At 48.4% G+C, this 14,746-nt stretch carries 18 protein-coding genes and 1 other RNA gene; 5 read left to right on the plus strand and 14 right to left on the minus strand.

The genetic code is table 11. The features are described 5' to 3' along the window. Positions 1 to 30: 30 nt before the first annotated feature. The 3 genes from gcvP to MKZ32_RS14995 are packed head-to-tail and all read left to right on the plus strand — an operon-like array spanning position 31 to position 3,641. The gene (gene gcvP / locus MKZ32_RS14985) at positions 31 to 2,901 is read left to right on the plus strand and encodes an aminomethyl-transferring glycine dehydrogenase (protein WP_239798005.1); all 2,871 of its coding nucleotides are present in this window, start codon (positions 31 to 33) and stop codon (positions 2,899 to 2,901) included. Between the two features lie 26 nt (positions 2,902 to 2,927). Further along, complete coding sequence (gene tpx / locus MKZ32_RS14990; protein WP_239798006.1) at positions 2,928 to 3,455, plus strand: thiol peroxidase; 528 nt, start codon at positions 2,928 to 2,930, stop codon at positions 3,453 to 3,455. Between the two features lie 36 nt (positions 3,456 to 3,491). After that, positions 3,492 to 3,641 (plus strand): hypothetical protein, encoded by a 150-nt coding sequence (locus tag MKZ32_RS14995; RefSeq protein WP_239798007.1) that lies wholly within the window; start codon positions 3,492 to 3,494, stop codon positions 3,639 to 3,641. Between the two features lie 13 nt (positions 3,642 to 3,654). Here MKZ32_RS14995 and MKZ32_RS15000 read toward each other — a convergent pair whose 3' ends face one another. Continuing rightward, complete coding sequence (locus MKZ32_RS15000) at positions 3,655 to 4,365, minus strand: MOSC domain-containing protein (RefSeq protein WP_239798008.1); 711 nt, start codon at positions 4,363 to 4,365, stop codon at positions 3,655 to 3,657. 60 nt (positions 4,366 to 4,425) lie between these two features. Beyond that, positions 4,426 to 5,706 carry an NRAMP family divalent metal transporter gene (locus MKZ32_RS15005; protein ID WP_239798009.1) on the minus strand — a complete coding sequence of 427 codons (1,281 nt, stop codon included), beginning with the start codon at positions 5,704 to 5,706 and terminating at the stop codon, positions 4,426 to 4,428. A gap of 441 nt (positions 5,707 to 6,147) precedes the next feature. Here MKZ32_RS15005 and MKZ32_RS15010 point away from each other — a divergent pair, with 441 nt between their 5' ends. Next, positions 6,148 to 6,324: a type II toxin-antitoxin system HicA family toxin gene (locus MKZ32_RS15010; protein ID WP_239798010.1), complete on the plus strand. Its 177-nt coding sequence runs from the start codon at positions 6,148 to 6,150 to the stop codon at positions 6,322 to 6,324. Between the two features lie 10 nt (positions 6,325 to 6,334). After that, on the plus strand, positions 6,335 to 6,604 hold the full coding sequence (locus MKZ32_RS15015) for a type II toxin-antitoxin system HicB family antitoxin (RefSeq protein WP_239798011.1): 270 nt from the start codon (positions 6,335 to 6,337) through the stop codon (positions 6,602 to 6,604). A gap of 151 nt (positions 6,605 to 6,755) precedes the next feature. On the opposite strand, the gene MKZ32_RS15020 is transcribed toward MKZ32_RS15015, so the two are convergent. From MKZ32_RS15020 to MKZ32_RS15075, 12 genes are all read right to left on the minus strand, one after another. Then, entirely contained in the window at positions 6,756 to 7,943 is a 1,188-nt protein-coding gene (locus tag MKZ32_RS15020) for a class I SAM-dependent rRNA methyltransferase (protein WP_239798012.1), read from the minus strand. Further along, positions 7,940 to 8,860 carry a tyrosine recombinase XerC gene (gene xerC / locus MKZ32_RS15025; RefSeq protein ID WP_239798013.1) on the minus strand — a complete coding sequence of 307 codons (921 nt, stop codon included), beginning with the start codon at positions 8,858 to 8,860 and terminating at the stop codon, positions 7,940 to 7,942. Before xerC ends, MKZ32_RS15020 begins: the two co-directional genes overlap by 4 nt. Positions 8,861 to 8,864: 4 nt before the next feature. Beyond that, positions 8,865 to 9,485, minus strand: a complete 621-nt coding sequence (locus MKZ32_RS15030; protein ID WP_239798014.1) for a DUF484 family protein — start codon at positions 9,483 to 9,485, stop codon at positions 8,865 to 8,867. Between the two features lie 9 nt (positions 9,486 to 9,494). Further along, positions 9,495 to 10,325 (minus strand): diaminopimelate epimerase, encoded by an 831-nt coding sequence (gene dapF, locus MKZ32_RS15035; protein ID WP_239798015.1) that lies wholly within the window; start codon positions 10,323 to 10,325, stop codon positions 9,495 to 9,497. Between the two features lie 112 nt (positions 10,326 to 10,437). Beyond that, the gene (locus tag MKZ32_RS15040) at positions 10,438 to 11,232 is read right to left on the minus strand and encodes a sulfite exporter TauE/SafE family protein (protein ID WP_239798016.1); all 795 of its coding nucleotides are present in this window, start codon (positions 11,230 to 11,232) and stop codon (positions 10,438 to 10,440) included. A gap of 1 nt (position 11,233) precedes the next feature. Further along, positions 11,234 to 11,698 (minus strand): EVE domain-containing protein, encoded by a 465-nt coding sequence (locus tag MKZ32_RS15045; RefSeq protein WP_239798017.1) that lies wholly within the window; start codon positions 11,696 to 11,698, stop codon positions 11,234 to 11,236. Between the two features lie 207 nt (positions 11,699 to 11,905). Then, positions 11,906 to 12,082, minus strand: a non-coding RNA gene (gene ssrS, locus MKZ32_RS15050) — 6S RNA. Positions 12,083 to 12,098: 16 nt separating this feature from the next. Next, positions 12,099 to 12,398, minus strand: coding sequence for a cell division protein ZapA (locus MKZ32_RS15055; RefSeq protein WP_239798018.1), 300 nt, complete (start codon positions 12,396 to 12,398; stop codon positions 12,099 to 12,101). Positions 12,399 to 12,400: 2 nt separating this feature from the next. Beyond that, positions 12,401 to 12,595 (minus strand): DNA replication initiation control protein YabA, encoded by a 195-nt coding sequence (locus MKZ32_RS15060; RefSeq protein WP_239798019.1) that lies wholly within the window; start codon positions 12,593 to 12,595, stop codon positions 12,401 to 12,403. Between the two features lie 191 nt (positions 12,596 to 12,786). Continuing rightward, positions 12,787 to 13,386, minus strand: coding sequence for a flavin prenyltransferase UbiX (locus tag MKZ32_RS15065; protein WP_239798020.1), 600 nt, complete (start codon positions 13,384 to 13,386; stop codon positions 12,787 to 12,789). A 264-nt stretch (positions 13,387 to 13,650) separates the two neighbouring features. Next, positions 13,651 to 14,055, minus strand: a complete 405-nt coding sequence (locus MKZ32_RS15070; protein WP_239795974.1) for a transposase — start codon at positions 14,053 to 14,055, stop codon at positions 13,651 to 13,653. A gap of 205 nt (positions 14,056 to 14,260) precedes the next feature. After that, positions 14,261 to 14,704 (minus strand): helix-turn-helix domain-containing protein, encoded by a 444-nt coding sequence (locus MKZ32_RS15075; protein ID WP_239795975.1) that lies wholly within the window; start codon positions 14,702 to 14,704, stop codon positions 14,261 to 14,263. Positions 14,705 to 14,746 lie beyond the last annotated feature (42 nt).

Consider the following 14,746-nt stretch of genomic DNA (forward strand, 5'->3'; position numbering starts at 1 on the left):
TTTACACTCCTTTAAAAAATAAAGCCAGCAATGATTACAACCGATAAATTTGTAAACCGTCATAACGGTCCGCGCGAAAATGATGTTAAGACAATGCTTGATACAATTGGTGCAGGTTCTGTAGATGAATTAATTGATCACACCATTCCTGCTGCGATCCGCTTAAAAAAACCATTGAACTTACCATGTGGGATGACTGAGTATCAATACCACAAGCATTTACGTGGCGTTGCGGCAAAGAATAAACTTTTTAAAACCTATATTGGTTTAGGTTATTACAACACGATAGTTCCCCCTGTTATCCAGAGAAATGTTTTAGAAAATCCGGGTTGGTATACCGCTTACACTCCTTATCAGGCAGAGATTTCACAAGGTCGTTTAGAGGCATTATTGAATTTCCAAACCATGATTATGGATTTAACAGGAATGGAAATAGCAAATGCATCGTTACTGGATGAATCCACTGCAGCAGCTGAAGCGATGGCAATGTTGTTCAATAATCGCACGCACGGAGCAATTGAAAATGGAGCGAACAAGTTTTTCGTTTCCAACGAATGTTACCCGCAAACTATCGATTTATTAAAAACACGTTCAACTCCAATGGGAATTGAATTAGTGGTTGGTGACTTTAAAACTGGAACGTTAGATAGCAGCATTTATGGTGCATTGCTTCAATATCCAACCGCTGATGGCAAAGTTCACGATTACGCTGACTTTGTAAAAAGAGCAAAAGCAAATGGAACCACCATTGCTGTAGCAGCCGATATACTGAGTTTAGTATTACTAACTCCTCCAGGCGAATGGGGAGCTGATGTTGTTGTTGGTTCCACACAACGCTTTGGTGTCCCCATGGGTTACGGCGGCCCGCACGCTGCATATTTTGCTTGCCGTGAGGAATATAAACGATCCATTCCGGGCCGTATCATTGGGGTTTCGATTGACGCAGACGGAAATCAAGCATTACGTATGGCATTACAAACGCGCGAGCAACACATACGTAGAGACAAAGCCACCTCCAACATTTGTACTGCACAAGCATTATTAGCCATTATGGCAAGTATGTATGCGGTATATCACGGACCAGAAGGCCTCAGAGGAATCGCACAACAAATACATTGTACTGCTATAGCATTGGCAGCCGAGTTAAAAAAATTAGGCTATATCATTGAAGATGGAATTTATTTTGATACCATAAAAATCAGTGGAACAGACAATGCGAAAATTAAACAATTAGCGCAAGCAGCACAGATTAATTTCCGTTATACGGATGATGCGATTACTATTTCTGTTGACCAAACTACCGATACCGATGACTTGAATGCGCTTATTAATGTATTCGCACAAGCCGTTGGCAAAACCATTTCTAAAACTACGGAAGAACATATTTTTAATCAACAATCTTTGATCAAAAATCGTCAATCTTTGATCCTTCAACACCCTATATTTAATATTTATCATTCGGAATCTGAGCTGATGCGGTATATCAAGCGATTGGAAAACAAGGATTTATCTTTGACCCATTCAATGATTTCATTAGGTTCTTGTACTATGAAATTAAATGCCGCCTCCGAATTAATGCCTATTACGTGGCCCGAATTTGCCCATATCCACCCCTTTGTACCAGTTGAACAAGCGGCGGGTTACCATGAAATAATCGATGACCTGGACAAATCATTAAGTGAGATTACGGGTTTCGAAAAAATGAGTTTTCAGCCCAACAGCGGCGCTCAGGGCGAATATGCCGGATTATTGGTCATTCAGGCATATCATCAATCACGTGGTGAGGCGCACAGAAATATTGCGTTGATTCCGACATCGGCACATGGCACCAATCCTGCCAGTGCTGCAATGTGTGGCCTGAAGATAGTGTTGGTGAAATGTGACAAAGTAGGAAATATTGATGTAAGCGAATTGCGTGAAAAAGCAATTCAGCATAAAGATAACTTGGCATGTTTAATGATTACATACCCAAGCACTCACGGTGTTTACGAAGAAAGCATTATCGAGATTACCAACATCATTCATGAAAATGGCGGACAAGTTTATATGGATGGCGCCAACATGAATGCACAAGTAGGCTTAACCAGCCCCGGAAATATTGGCGCTGATGTTTGCCATTTGAATTTACATAAAACTTTTGCAATTCCTCACGGCGGCGGCGGCCCCGGCATGGGGCCAATTGGCGTTGCAAAACACCTGGCTCCTTTTTTGCCTTCACATTCATTAGTAAAAACTGGCGGCGGAAATGGCATACACGCAGTATCAGCAGCGCCTTACGGCAGTGCTTTAATTTTATTGGTATCTTATGGATATATAAAAATGTTAGGCAGCGATGGCGTTACAGAAGCAACACGCATCGCAATTTTAAATGCCAACTATATTAAAGAGTCATTAAAAAATTATTTCCCTACCTTATATAGTGGTGCCAATGGACGTTGTGCGCACGAAATGATTTTAGCCTGCGTTGCGTTTAAAAGAGACGCTGGAATAGAAGTAGGGGATATTGCAAAGCGATTAATGGATTATGGATATCATGCACCGACAGTTTCATTCCCGGTACCCGATACATTAATGATTGAGCCAACCGAAAGTGAATCAAAAGAAGAATTGGATCGTTTCTGCTCTGCTATGATTTCTATACGTAAAGAAATTGATGAAGTAATTACAGGTAAAGCGGATAAAGAAGATAACGTACTTAAAAATGCACCGCATACAGCCAAATCAGTTCTCACGAGCAATTGGAAACACAGCTATTCGCGCGAAAAAGCTGTTTATCCATTAAAGTGGGTACAAGACAACAAATTCTGGCCCAGTGTTGCCCGTGTAGACAATGTCCGTGGTGATAAAAATCTGATTTGTGCTTGCCCGCCAATAGAAGCGTATGCAGATGATGCGCTATAACACACCTTAACAAAAAGAAAGAAATCATGGCTAATGAAACTTCAACTAACCCTGCTGTCACCTTGAACGGTACGCCCATTACATTGTTCGGTACTTTTCCAACCGTTGGTCAAATTGCCCCTGAATTCACGCTAGTGGACAAAGACCTGAAAGATGTGGCGTTAAAAGACTTTGCCGGCAAGCGCAAGGTTCTTAACATTGTGCCTAGTTTGGATACCGCCGTGTGCGCCACTTCTACGCGCAAGTTCAACGAAGCGGCAAGCAAGCTCGACAACACAGTGGTACTGGTGATTTCCGCTGATTTACCATTTGCCATGAGTCGCTTTTGCGTGGCTGAAGGATTGAACAATGTCACCACGCTGTCCTTAATGCGCGGGCGAGATTTCATGCGAAACTACGGCGTAAAGATTGCTGATTCTATATTACGTGGCGTAACCGCACGCGCTGTGTTGGTACTGGATGAGAATAACCACGTGTTGCACGCAGAATTAGTGGACGACATCACGCATGAACCTGACTATCAAGCAGCATTAAGTACACTAACGCAGCACTAATACAACAAGGTTGAAATAATCAACTAGGATGGGGAAATGGCTGTGCATGAAAATCCCCACCCTCCCAACCACTCTTTTCTCGTCCGCCGCAATCTGGCGCATGTTCCACTCGGCGCTGTGCAAGTGATCCGTATACCGATACATCTGTTGCGCCACGACCGATTTTTATTGAACTCGCCTGGCTAAATGGAATTAGACATCATTGAAAATGACGCGCTGAAGTATCGGCTGCAATTTCAGTAGAAGTAGTCGTCCGCGACAGGGTTGCCTTCCAGCTGCCGGAGAGCGCCGGACACTCGGCCAACGCGTGTGCAGCCACATAGTTCTCCTTGCGATGCAGCATTATGTTATTCGCGATCGCGACTGTCCATTCAGGATAAGGACGTTCCACCAATACCAGTGCCGCTCCGGCTTGAACGTTTCCCTCACGCAGAACACGGAAATACCAACCGGTCTTACCCGTGCGCACGACCCGCGCCACTAAGTCCTGAACCCTCCATCGGCGGGCAAGCTTCCAGCACGGCTGGCGAGGTTGAGAAATCTGTACCAATGCGCCACCAACCTCGAAAATATCACCGATGCAGATCTCTGTTTCCAGTAGGCCTGCCACAGTAAAGTTTTCTCCAAACGCGCCATTGGGTAACTCTTTATAATCAAGGTCGACGAGCCAAAATGCGTAATGTTCGAAAGGATAGGCGTTAATCGCTTTATCGAGTCCCCCATGGACGCGAAGATCAGCTTGCCCGTCGCCAGCCAAGTTAGTTATTCCGGCCCAAACTGGACCAGACACCGACTCCTTGAAGAAGCCAGTTGTCCACTCCTGATCCATGGTGTCTGAGGCGTCAGATGTCCCCAGTGTTTTAGGCAGGCCGACCTGAATAGAGAGGAGTTTTATGCCTGCATTATTCATTGAGAATATCCTTGTGTGAAAATTAATAGTCGGACTCGGCTTTATCGCAACCATCCGGAGTTACATCAACCACGTTACCGCCATGGCAAGCACTGCGAATGCCATCACGGCTGTCGCTAGCCAACCGATAATTCGAAGACCAGGCGTGATCACAAATTGTCCCATGACATCCGGTCTTGCCACCATTAACATTATCACTACCATGATGGGCACCGCAATGACGCCATTGATGACTGCGCTCCAGAATAGTGCCTTGATAGGATCAATGGGAGTGAAGTTAAGCGCTACGCCCAAGAGAGTCGCAATGATCAGAATCATATAAAAGCCTCGCGCCTCCATGAGCTTGCGGCCCAAACCGATGCGCCAATCAAATGATTCTGCGATGGCATAAGCGGCCGAACCTGCTAGAACAGGCACAGCGAGCAATCCCGTACCAACAATTCCGGCGGTAAATAATAGGAACGCAAATTCGCCAGCTAAGGGACGCAAAGCCTCCGCTGCCTGTGCAGAGGTTTGAATGTCCGTAATGCCGTGCAAGTGCAAAGTCACGGCTGCCGTCAATATGATAAAAAAGGCGATCAGATTGGAAAAACCCATTCCAATATAAGTGTCGATCTTAATACGCTGCAGGTGACTGTAGGCTTGTTCTGGCGCCTCTTTAAGCGGTGCCTCGCCTTCAGTCGCTTGCAGTTCCTCAACTTCCTGAGAGGCTTGCCAGAAGAACAAATACGGGCTGATAGTGGTACCAAATACGGCAACCACCACCATCACGTAATCCGCTTTGAATGATATGGACGGCATGATTGTGCGATAGAGCACCTCACCCCACGGCACATTGACGACGAACACCGTGACTACATAAGTAAAGAGCGATAATGTCAATATTTTCAGAATGGGTGCATAACGTGGAAAAGGTATGAATATTTGCAGCACCAACGATACCATGGCAAAGGTTATTGCATACCAGTGAGCAGGTCCACCAATGAGAAGTTTAAGCGCTGCAGCCATTGCGCCAATATCTGCCGCGATGTTAATCGTATTTGCAATCAGAAGCAGCCCAACGAGCACATAGAGCAGTGCTGGAGAGTAATGCAGACGGATATTGGCAGCAAGGCCATGCCCAGTCACCCGACCAATACGGGCACTTACCATCTGGATGCCGACCATAAGAGGGAAAGTTAAAAATGTCGTCCACAGCATTGCATAGCCAAATCCAGCTCCAGCTTGTGAATAGGTGGCAATGCCGCTCGGGTCATCATCTGCAGCTCCCGTTATAAGACCGGGTCCCAGCTTTTTCCAGAATAAACTGGTTTGTGGCAGGAGGGCTCTATATTTATTCATGGATGCCTATAATTCAGGTGTCAAGCATGGGGAATAAGTGCTCTCAAATAATGCATCATAAATCAAATCCAGTTTTTTCCTGCGATTTGGTCTGCCTGGGTTGCCAGCGGCACGAAGATAGATATTGTGAGACAGGCACATTACCCAGATGCTCGCGCATCATTGCGCTATTCTTGGATTCTGCCAGCGCGTTATCATTATGAGTGCCGGAGCCGAAATTCTGTTATCGCCATGGAAATGCCGGGACGTTGACGTAATACAACACTTTCGCCCCATCTCCGTCACCTTCATGCACGCTGTCGATACGGGTGAAGCCCGGCATCAATTCAGGGCGGTGCGCGCGGCGTTGGCCGGTGGATACATCCAATGTTCTGGTGCTGTTTACCGCCCCGCGGGTTGTAAGAGTTTGACCACCAGGAGTATTTCTGTTAAATTTAAAAGATGGATAGCAATGAATTTAAACAATGGCTTGTTAAGCAAGGCGCTACATTTCAGCCGGGTCAGGGAACTCACATCAGGGTGTTTCTTAATGGCCGTCAATCGGTTCTGCCGATGCATGACACGGAACTTAAAATCGATACTATTGAATACATTAAAAAACGGCTAGGGTTGAATTAGGGGACTTGCGATGTTTGAATATCCAGTGGACTTGATACCTGCCAAGGATGGCGGATTTGTCGTAACTTTTCCCGATGTACCGGAAGCCATTACCCAAGGTAATGATAAGGACGAAGCACTGCAGTATGCCAGTGAGGCACTGGAAACCGCGCTTGGTTTCTATATAGGGGATCGTCGTCAGCTACCTTTGCCCTCCCTTGCAGCGGGGCGCCCCACTGTTACGCCCGATGCAATAGTAATTGCCAAGATGATTTCAAACTGGCTATCTCTAAAGAAATAACCAAGAGTGGGGGTTAAGAAACAGAATAGGCCTTTTGCATTATGCAAAAGGCCTATGTTGAATCAGATTTAACGCTCCAGTTTCACTGTTTTTCGCATGGTATTACCTCTCCGTTGAATGGCCCTCATTCAATATCTGAGATAATCTCAAGTTAACCTGCCACGCGCAATACAAGTCCCTTGAGATATGCGCCTTCCGGAAATTCCAATAATATCGGGTGATCCGGCGCGGCGTGCAGTTTGCGTATGATATGCGCAGTCACTCCGGCATCCAAGGCGGCACCGGCAATAATTTTCTGAAACAGGTCATCGTTTATGCCGCTGGAACATGAATAGGTGGCGAGCATTCCTCCCGGTCTAAGCAGCTTGAAGCCTAACAGGTTAATATCCTTGTAGCCGCGCGCGGCTTTTTCGGCGAAGGCGGCGGTGGGCGCGAATTTGGGTGGATCAAGGATAATCAGGTCAAATTTTCGGTTCTGGTCACGCAGTTTGCGCAGTGCCTGGAACACGTCGTCGCATTGCCATTCAGCGCGACTGGCATCGAGTCCATTACGTTCCACATTGCGCTGTGCCAGTTGCAGTGCTTCATTCGAAGAATCAATTGATAGCACTGATTTCGCGCCGCCGCGCAGTGCATACAGCGAGAAACCGCCGCTGTAGCAAAAACAATTCAGAACATCCTTGTCTTGCGCCAGTGTTCCAATCAGTTCGCGGTTGTCGCGCTGGTCGAGATAAAAGCCCGTCTTCTGCCCGTGTGCTACATCCACGGCAAAGTGCAGGCTGTGTTCCACAATGGTTAAAGATTCGGGCAAGTTGCCATATAGAACGTTATTGCGTTCCGGCAAGCCTTCTAATGCACGTGAATCAGAATCAGAACGCTCATAAATGCAAACTGGATTGCACATCTCTTGCAATATGTCGGCACAAGTGTCGCGCCAGCGTTCCGCTCCCGCACTGCCAATTTGTATAACCAATACATCGCCATATTGATCTACTACCAACCCGGGCAGACCATCGGATTCGCCATGAATCAGGCGCAGGCCAGTGCTGTGTTGCGCCAATTTGAGATCTTTGCGCAATGTCAGTGCATGGGTGATTTTCGTGCGGAAAAAATCTGCGTTAATGCTTTGCTCCGCGTGCCATGACCATGCTCGCGCAGCAATTTGTGAATGTGCATTGTATGCGGCATGGGCGAGAAAAGCGCCTTGTGTTGAGTATATCTGTACCGTGTCACCATCAGCAGGTGAACCTTCCACACGTTTAATTGCCCCGGAAAATATCCAGGGGTGACGGCGCAGAAGGGATTTCTCCCTCCCCTCCTTAAGAATAATTTTATTCATAAGGTTTTCTTTTTGGCCCGCGGATGCGCTGCATCGTAAATTTTACTGAGGTATTGGAAATCAAGATGGGTGTATACCTGCGTAGTAGAAATGCTGGTATGGCCGAGCATTTCTTGAACTGCCCGTAAATCTCCGCTTGATTGCAGCACATGTGAGGCGAACGAATGGCGCAACAAGTGTGGGTGAACGCCGCTGGAGATGCCCTGTTTGATGCCCCAGCCTGACATGCGTAGTTGTACCGCGCGCGAACCAATGCGGCTACCATTGCGGTTTACGAACAGCGCCGTTTCATCCCGTTTAGCCAACTGTCCGCGCAGCGCCAGCCAAGCTTGCAGCGCGGAGATCGCATAGCTGCCCAACGGTACGATGCGCGTCTTGGCGCCTTTACCGATAACGCGTACAGCTGCGTCTGCAAAGTCAAGTGCAACAGGATCGAGACTGACCAGCTCTGCCAAGCGCAGGCCAGAAGAATAAAATAACTCAAACATCGCTTTGTCGCGCACCGCTAGAATGTCGCCTGTTGTGGGTAACTCCACCATGCGCACAGCTTCGTCCGGGGAAAGTGCATGTGGCAGATTGCGCGCCGATTTGGGCGCACGCAGCCCGATGCACGGATTATCTTTGAACTGGTGGTCGCGTATTAGATAAAAATAAAAGGTACGCCATGCCGACAGCATGCGCGCCAAACTCTTGCCACCCAAACCGCTACCATGCAATTGTGCTACGAAACGGCGAATTTGATGGTTTTTAAGTTCGTTTAGTGGTGTAACACCAGCAAGTTTAAACAAACGGCGAATATCGCGAGAATAATTTTCCGCAGTCAGTGGGGAGTAACGGCGCTCGTTACGCAGATGGTCGAGAAATCCGTGCATTGCAACTTGGTTGAAAGTGGCAGCCTGCGCGGTACTGTTTATCATCGCTTTATAGTGAGGGGCGTAGCGCGCTACTCACAATTTCCGCAATACGCTGCAGAAACAAAGTACCCATACCGGGATAAAAGCGCTGCGCATCTTCACTAGCCAATATTAATAGACCAATGGATTGTTCATCCGCCCGCAGCGGTAAATAAGCAAACGAATGCAAATGAACCGCGCTTTCGCCAAACCAGGCCAAAGTTTCATGAAGAGCGTGATGAACACAGACGGGTTGCAGTTGCTGGTCCACAAAGGCAAGTACTTCCAAGCTGGGCGGCAATCCTTTCCAAATGTGCAACACAACATGTGGCACGGCAAAAATTTCACGCAAATTCTGCGTAATGACATTCTGCAAATTCATCAGGTCACGCACGCCAAATAACGCGAGGGTGAATTGATGTACTTTTTGCTGTAATGAGTCGTTGTCCTGAGCAAGCATTACCATCTCGTGCAGTTTTTTTTCCAGGTTTTTGTTCTGCTCACGCAGAGTCAGTAACTGCCGCTCACTTAATGAAATGGTGCGTCCGCTGTAAGGATGTGGGATAGTGACTTCCGCCAACATATCGGCATGATCTTCAAAGAACTGTGGATTATTTTGTAAATATAGTGCGATGTCTGCGGATTTCATGTCGTCCTCTTATAAATTTATTTCGCCTTCAAATACGGCAATCGCTGGTCCGGTCATAAATACCGGTGTGCCGTTTCCGGCCCAAGCTATGTTCAACACCCCACCGCGCGTGGCAACATTCACCCGCGCGTCCAACAGGCCGCGACGGATGCCGGTTACCACTGCGGCGCACGCGCCAGTGCCGCAGGACAGAGTTTCACCAGCGCCGCGTTCATACACGCGTAATTTGATGTGTTTACGATCCACTATCTGCATGAAGCCTGCATTCACTCGTTGCGAAAAACGCGGGTGACGCTCCATGAGCGCTCCCTGTGTAGCGACTGGTGCATGTTCCACATCAGTTACCACCTGTATCGCATGTGGATTACCCATCGATAGTGCAGTAATCTGCACTGTCTCGCCTGCTACTTCTAGCGTTTGGATCACAGCATCGCTACTGCCAAGGAATGGAATGCGTGCAGCCTCGAAAATCGGCGCGCCCATGTTTACGGTAATTTGACCATTGTCCTCAAGGCGCGGGGTAATCAGTCCATTTTTTGTTTCTACCACGATTTCACGCTTATGTGTCAGTTTGTGATCGTGTACAAAGCGCATAAAGCAGCGCGCGCCATTGCCGCATTGTTCCACCTCGCCGCCATCCGCATTGAAGATGCGATAACGAAAATCCGCATCGGGATGCTGTGCACTTTCCACTAGCAGGATTTGATCACAGCCCACGCCAAAGTGTCGGTCGGCTAATAGGCGCAGCTGCTCCGGTGTAAGCTGGATGCGCTGGCGCAACCCATTGAGGACTACGAAATCATTACCGGCACCGTGCATCTTGGTGAATTTTAATCTCATCTCTTCATCCAATGCATAAAGCACCACATTTAAAAAATTTTATCTGAACCAGGGTTGGTAAAAATCTTAATTGAACTACGAATTACCCCCGTAGGCTTGCGTAATTTTAGTGCTAAATAAATTTTATTAGCAAATGTGTCCCTAGTACCAGCATCAGTATTGCGAAAAGTTTGCGCAATAGCCCAATCTTCATGCGATGTACCGTCTTTGCGCCAAGCGGCGCAGTAATAACGCTGGCAAGTACGATCCACAATAACGACGGTAAGTACACGAACCCCAGGTTAGGAGAGGGTAGTGTATGGGAACTAAGGCCAGTAACAATATAGCCGGTTGTGCCACCTATGGCGACTGGAAAACCGATCGCTGCAGAGGTACCAATTGCATTGCGTATTGGCACATTGCACCAAATTAGAAACGGGACTACAACCGTACCACCGCCGATAGATACTAGGCTGCTGATCCAGCCGGTGAACATGCCCGTCAGCGTCATGCCGGTCATGCCGGGTAATTGACGTGAGGCTTGCGGACGTAATTCAAACAGAATTTGAATTGCTGCAAAATATACAAATAAAGCAAAAAATATTCCTAGTCTACGCGGCGAAACATATGCGGCGCATAGTGCACCCAGGGCTGTTCCGAACAAAATGCCGGGAGTCATGGTACGAACCACAACCCAGTTCACCGCACCATGCTGGTGATGTTTGCGCATGCTGGCGAGGGACGTGAACAGAATGGTTGCCATAGAAGTACCGAGCGCCAAATGCATGATATAGGGGGCAGGGAAGTGCTGCATTTTGAACAGTATCAGCAATACGGGTACTAAAATGGTTCCGCCACCAATGCCGAACATTCCACTAAATAGCCCAACCAATGCACCCAGCGCGAGATAGGCGAAAGCCCATTCCATATTAATCGCGTACCAGATGCTTCAGAATGAACCTCCACTCGGCGGGATCAACCGGTGTGATGGACAATCGATTGCCACGTTGCAAAACGCGCATGCCTTCCAATTGTGGATGGCGGCGCAGCTCTGCCAATGAAATGGGTTCAATCTTCTTTACCCATTGCACATCTACATTAAACCACCGCGGCGTTTCCTGCGTGGCCTTGGGATCAAAATATTTGCTATTGCGGTCGAACTGAGTTGCATCGGGATAAGCAGGGCTGGAAACGCGCGCGATGCCCGCGATGCCGGGCACAGCGCAATTGGAATGATAGAAAAGCACCGCGTCGCCTTTGCACATCTGATCGCGCATGAAGTTACGCGCCTGATAGTTACGAACACCGTACCATGCCACGGTCTGGTCAGGCAGGTTAGCGAGGTCATCTATGCTGACGTCGCTCGGTTCAGACTTCATTAGCCAATAACGCACGTTATTCCATTTCTAATTCAAATAAAGTGAATCATTCTGTGAGCGTGTTCCGGAGGAAACGATAGCTTGATAGAAGTCTAGAGGCGGCTCTCACCAGTCACCTTTTTAGCCACTGACCACCACAGTCAGTCAAGTTGCGCTTACGCGCAACGCGCTATGCTTGGCACACGATAAAAAAATAATGCGGCATAAGCCGCATTTAAAATAAAGACCCCCGCCTGTGCCGTTGACCCAACATCTTGAACCTGGGTTCAAGAGAGCCGGTTCCCAGTTACATCAGGTACATCCGCAAGGGATGCGCACAACAGTAACATTAAGGGTCACGACCTAAGCAAAGCTTATTGGTCCAAAGAATTATGAGCCTGACAAACACCGCAGGGGAAACCTAAAACAACTCATCTTATTCAGTCAGTACCGCATCGATAGTTGCCTCCATACGTTCCATTCTACGCTTAAATTCACTCATGTCAAAACCAGAACCGAGACGTGTGGTCAGTAGTTCATGAGCAATATTCAAGGCAGACATGATTGCGATACGCTCGATCGTAATGATCTTACCAATATCACGAATCTCATGCATTTTCTTATCAAGATAAGCGACCGCATCAAGCAATTCTGGGCGTTCCACTTCCGAGCAGACGACGCGGAACTCCCGGTCGAGGATCGTGACATTAAGCGTTCTTGCACTCTCACTGCTCATGTTTATTCTTCAGGTAATTGCGCCAGCAGTCGTTCCAAACGCGACTTGACAGAGTCAATCTTGTCGTGGCATTGACGGCCTTGGCTCAGCGCTTGAGCCAATTCTTTACGCAGATGATGGTTTTCTTCGCGCAAACGTATAGTCAATTGCACCAATTGAGCCAACTTGCTTTCCAATACGTCTAATTCTGCTTGCATGAAGCGAACTATAGTTTAAAAAAACCTGACCAGTCAAATGAATAGCCAACAATAATTTTAAATTGCCCCGTCAATGGCCGGTTTAACGTACGCGCTCTATCGCCACCTTCCAACCATAGTTTCTTCTTTCATCATCAGTGGATGACTGCAAGTCACACTAGTTGTGCTTCAGTCCTCAACGCAACCTATTATTATTCCCCCCACCGCTTCACTAACCTATGCTCCACTCCCAGGTGGTCAAGTATCTTTGCCACCACAAAATCTACCAAATCTTGCACACTTTTCGGGTGATAATAAAAGCCCGGATTGGGCGGCAAAATGACCGCACCAGCGTGACTAAGCTTAAGCATATTTTCCAGATGGATGGCGGAAAACGGTGTTTCACGCGGCACTAAAATCAACGGACGCTTTTCCTTTAGCATAACATCGGCTGCACGGGTGATGAGGTCGTCGCTTAACCCCGCCGCCACCGCTGCCAGCGTACCCATAGTACAGGGGCAAATTACCATCGCGTCGCCAGGATTAGAGCCTGAAGCCATGGGTGCAAACCAGTCATCGCGCCCAAACACGCGCAGTTCGCCACTGACTTTGCCGAGTCGTTCCGCCAATATTTTTTCCGCATCTTGCGGACGGTTGGGCAACACAAAATCCAACTCTTGTTTGGCGACTATTTGTGCCGCTTGGGAATAAACCAGGTACACGCGCTGACCGTCTTGCAGCAGGCACTCCAGTAGTCGCATGGCGTAAGGTAAGCCGGATGCGCCGGTTAGAGCGAGTACAATAGTTTTCATGTGCTTTTCACTCAATTATTTTGGGTACTTCGAGCTCAATGTTTGATTCATCCAGATAATGTGCTGCGATCAGCCGGGCACAGAAATAATTTTGTTACACGATAGCGGCACTTCACTCAACATTTTGCCGCTGCTTGCGAATGACAGCTTTGCCCGCTACACCACCTTGCCATAGTGTGACGGTGATCCATGTAATGCAGAACACCCGAGCAAAAGACGATCCAATCGCCTAACTTTATGGGTACTAGTATAACAACCCATTAATTACAAAACATAATGTCTAGCCATTTTTGTATCTGCATCCTGCCGAGTGAACGTCCACTCAATGCCACGTTGCTCCATGTTACGGCGCAACTGCCAAGCATTCACTTCGGCGGTGAGCGTAACACGGTCTGGCAGGCGTCGATCAAGGCACTGGCGGTCAAGAATACCGATTTCGATTTCAGCCATGTTGAGCCAACTGGCATGTTTCGGCGTGTAGTGAAAGACTACACGTCGCAGCAGTGCCTTTGCTTCCTTGGCACCGAGCACTTCCTCGAAGCACTTGCGAAAGTGGGTGTTGAGATTGTCCATCACCAGATGGATACGCTGCGCCGTGACATAAACCTGCTTGTGATCACGACCGTCCGCCGACCTCCTTTTGGCTCGACCGCCACGAACAGGTTGCAAGTACCGGCGCGGACATACTCGTAATCCTGCTTCGCGGACGAGTTGGGCTGGGTTGGCAAAGGGGGCCGCGTATCCTTGAGCAGCTGCTTGCTCTTCTCGTCCAAACAGACCACGGGTTCTTCCGCCCGGAACGGACGGGCATAAAGATCGAGCAGGTCATACATTCGCTGCCGGTATTCTTCGGTCAAAGCGCCAATGCACCACATCACCTTGCACCATGGCTTGAGACAGTTTTTTTTAGCAGCCGGCGAATAGTCTCGCGGCTGATCGGACCAATATCCGCCTGCCTCTGCGCTGCCTGTTCCAGCAACTCGAGCGTCCAGCGCCTGGCACCTTCCGGCGGCTCCGAGCAGGCCAGAGCGGTAATCTTCGCCTCGACGTCGGTAGCAAACTGCCGAGGCTTGCCGGGACGCGCGACATCGCACAGTGCATATTCGGCACCATCCTCCAGATATGCGCTTCGTGTCCGCCAGATGGCGGTTCGTCCAACGCCGAGAACTGCCATGATCTGGGCTTCGGGGATCCCGCGATCAAGGGCAGATAAAATATGTGCCCGATTGACTTCTCGGGCATGGTGCAAACCCTTTGTACGATATGTCTCGATCAACTCACGATCCTCGTCGGTAAGATACAGTTCAGTCTGTCGCATGGCAGGCTCCTCATCATGGGGTGGGTATGCGACAGTATAATA

The organism is Candidatus Nitrotoga arctica (genome assembly GCF_918378365.1).
Taxonomy (GTDB): Bacteria; Pseudomonadota; Gammaproteobacteria; order Burkholderiales; family Gallionellaceae; genus Nitrotoga; species Nitrotoga arctica.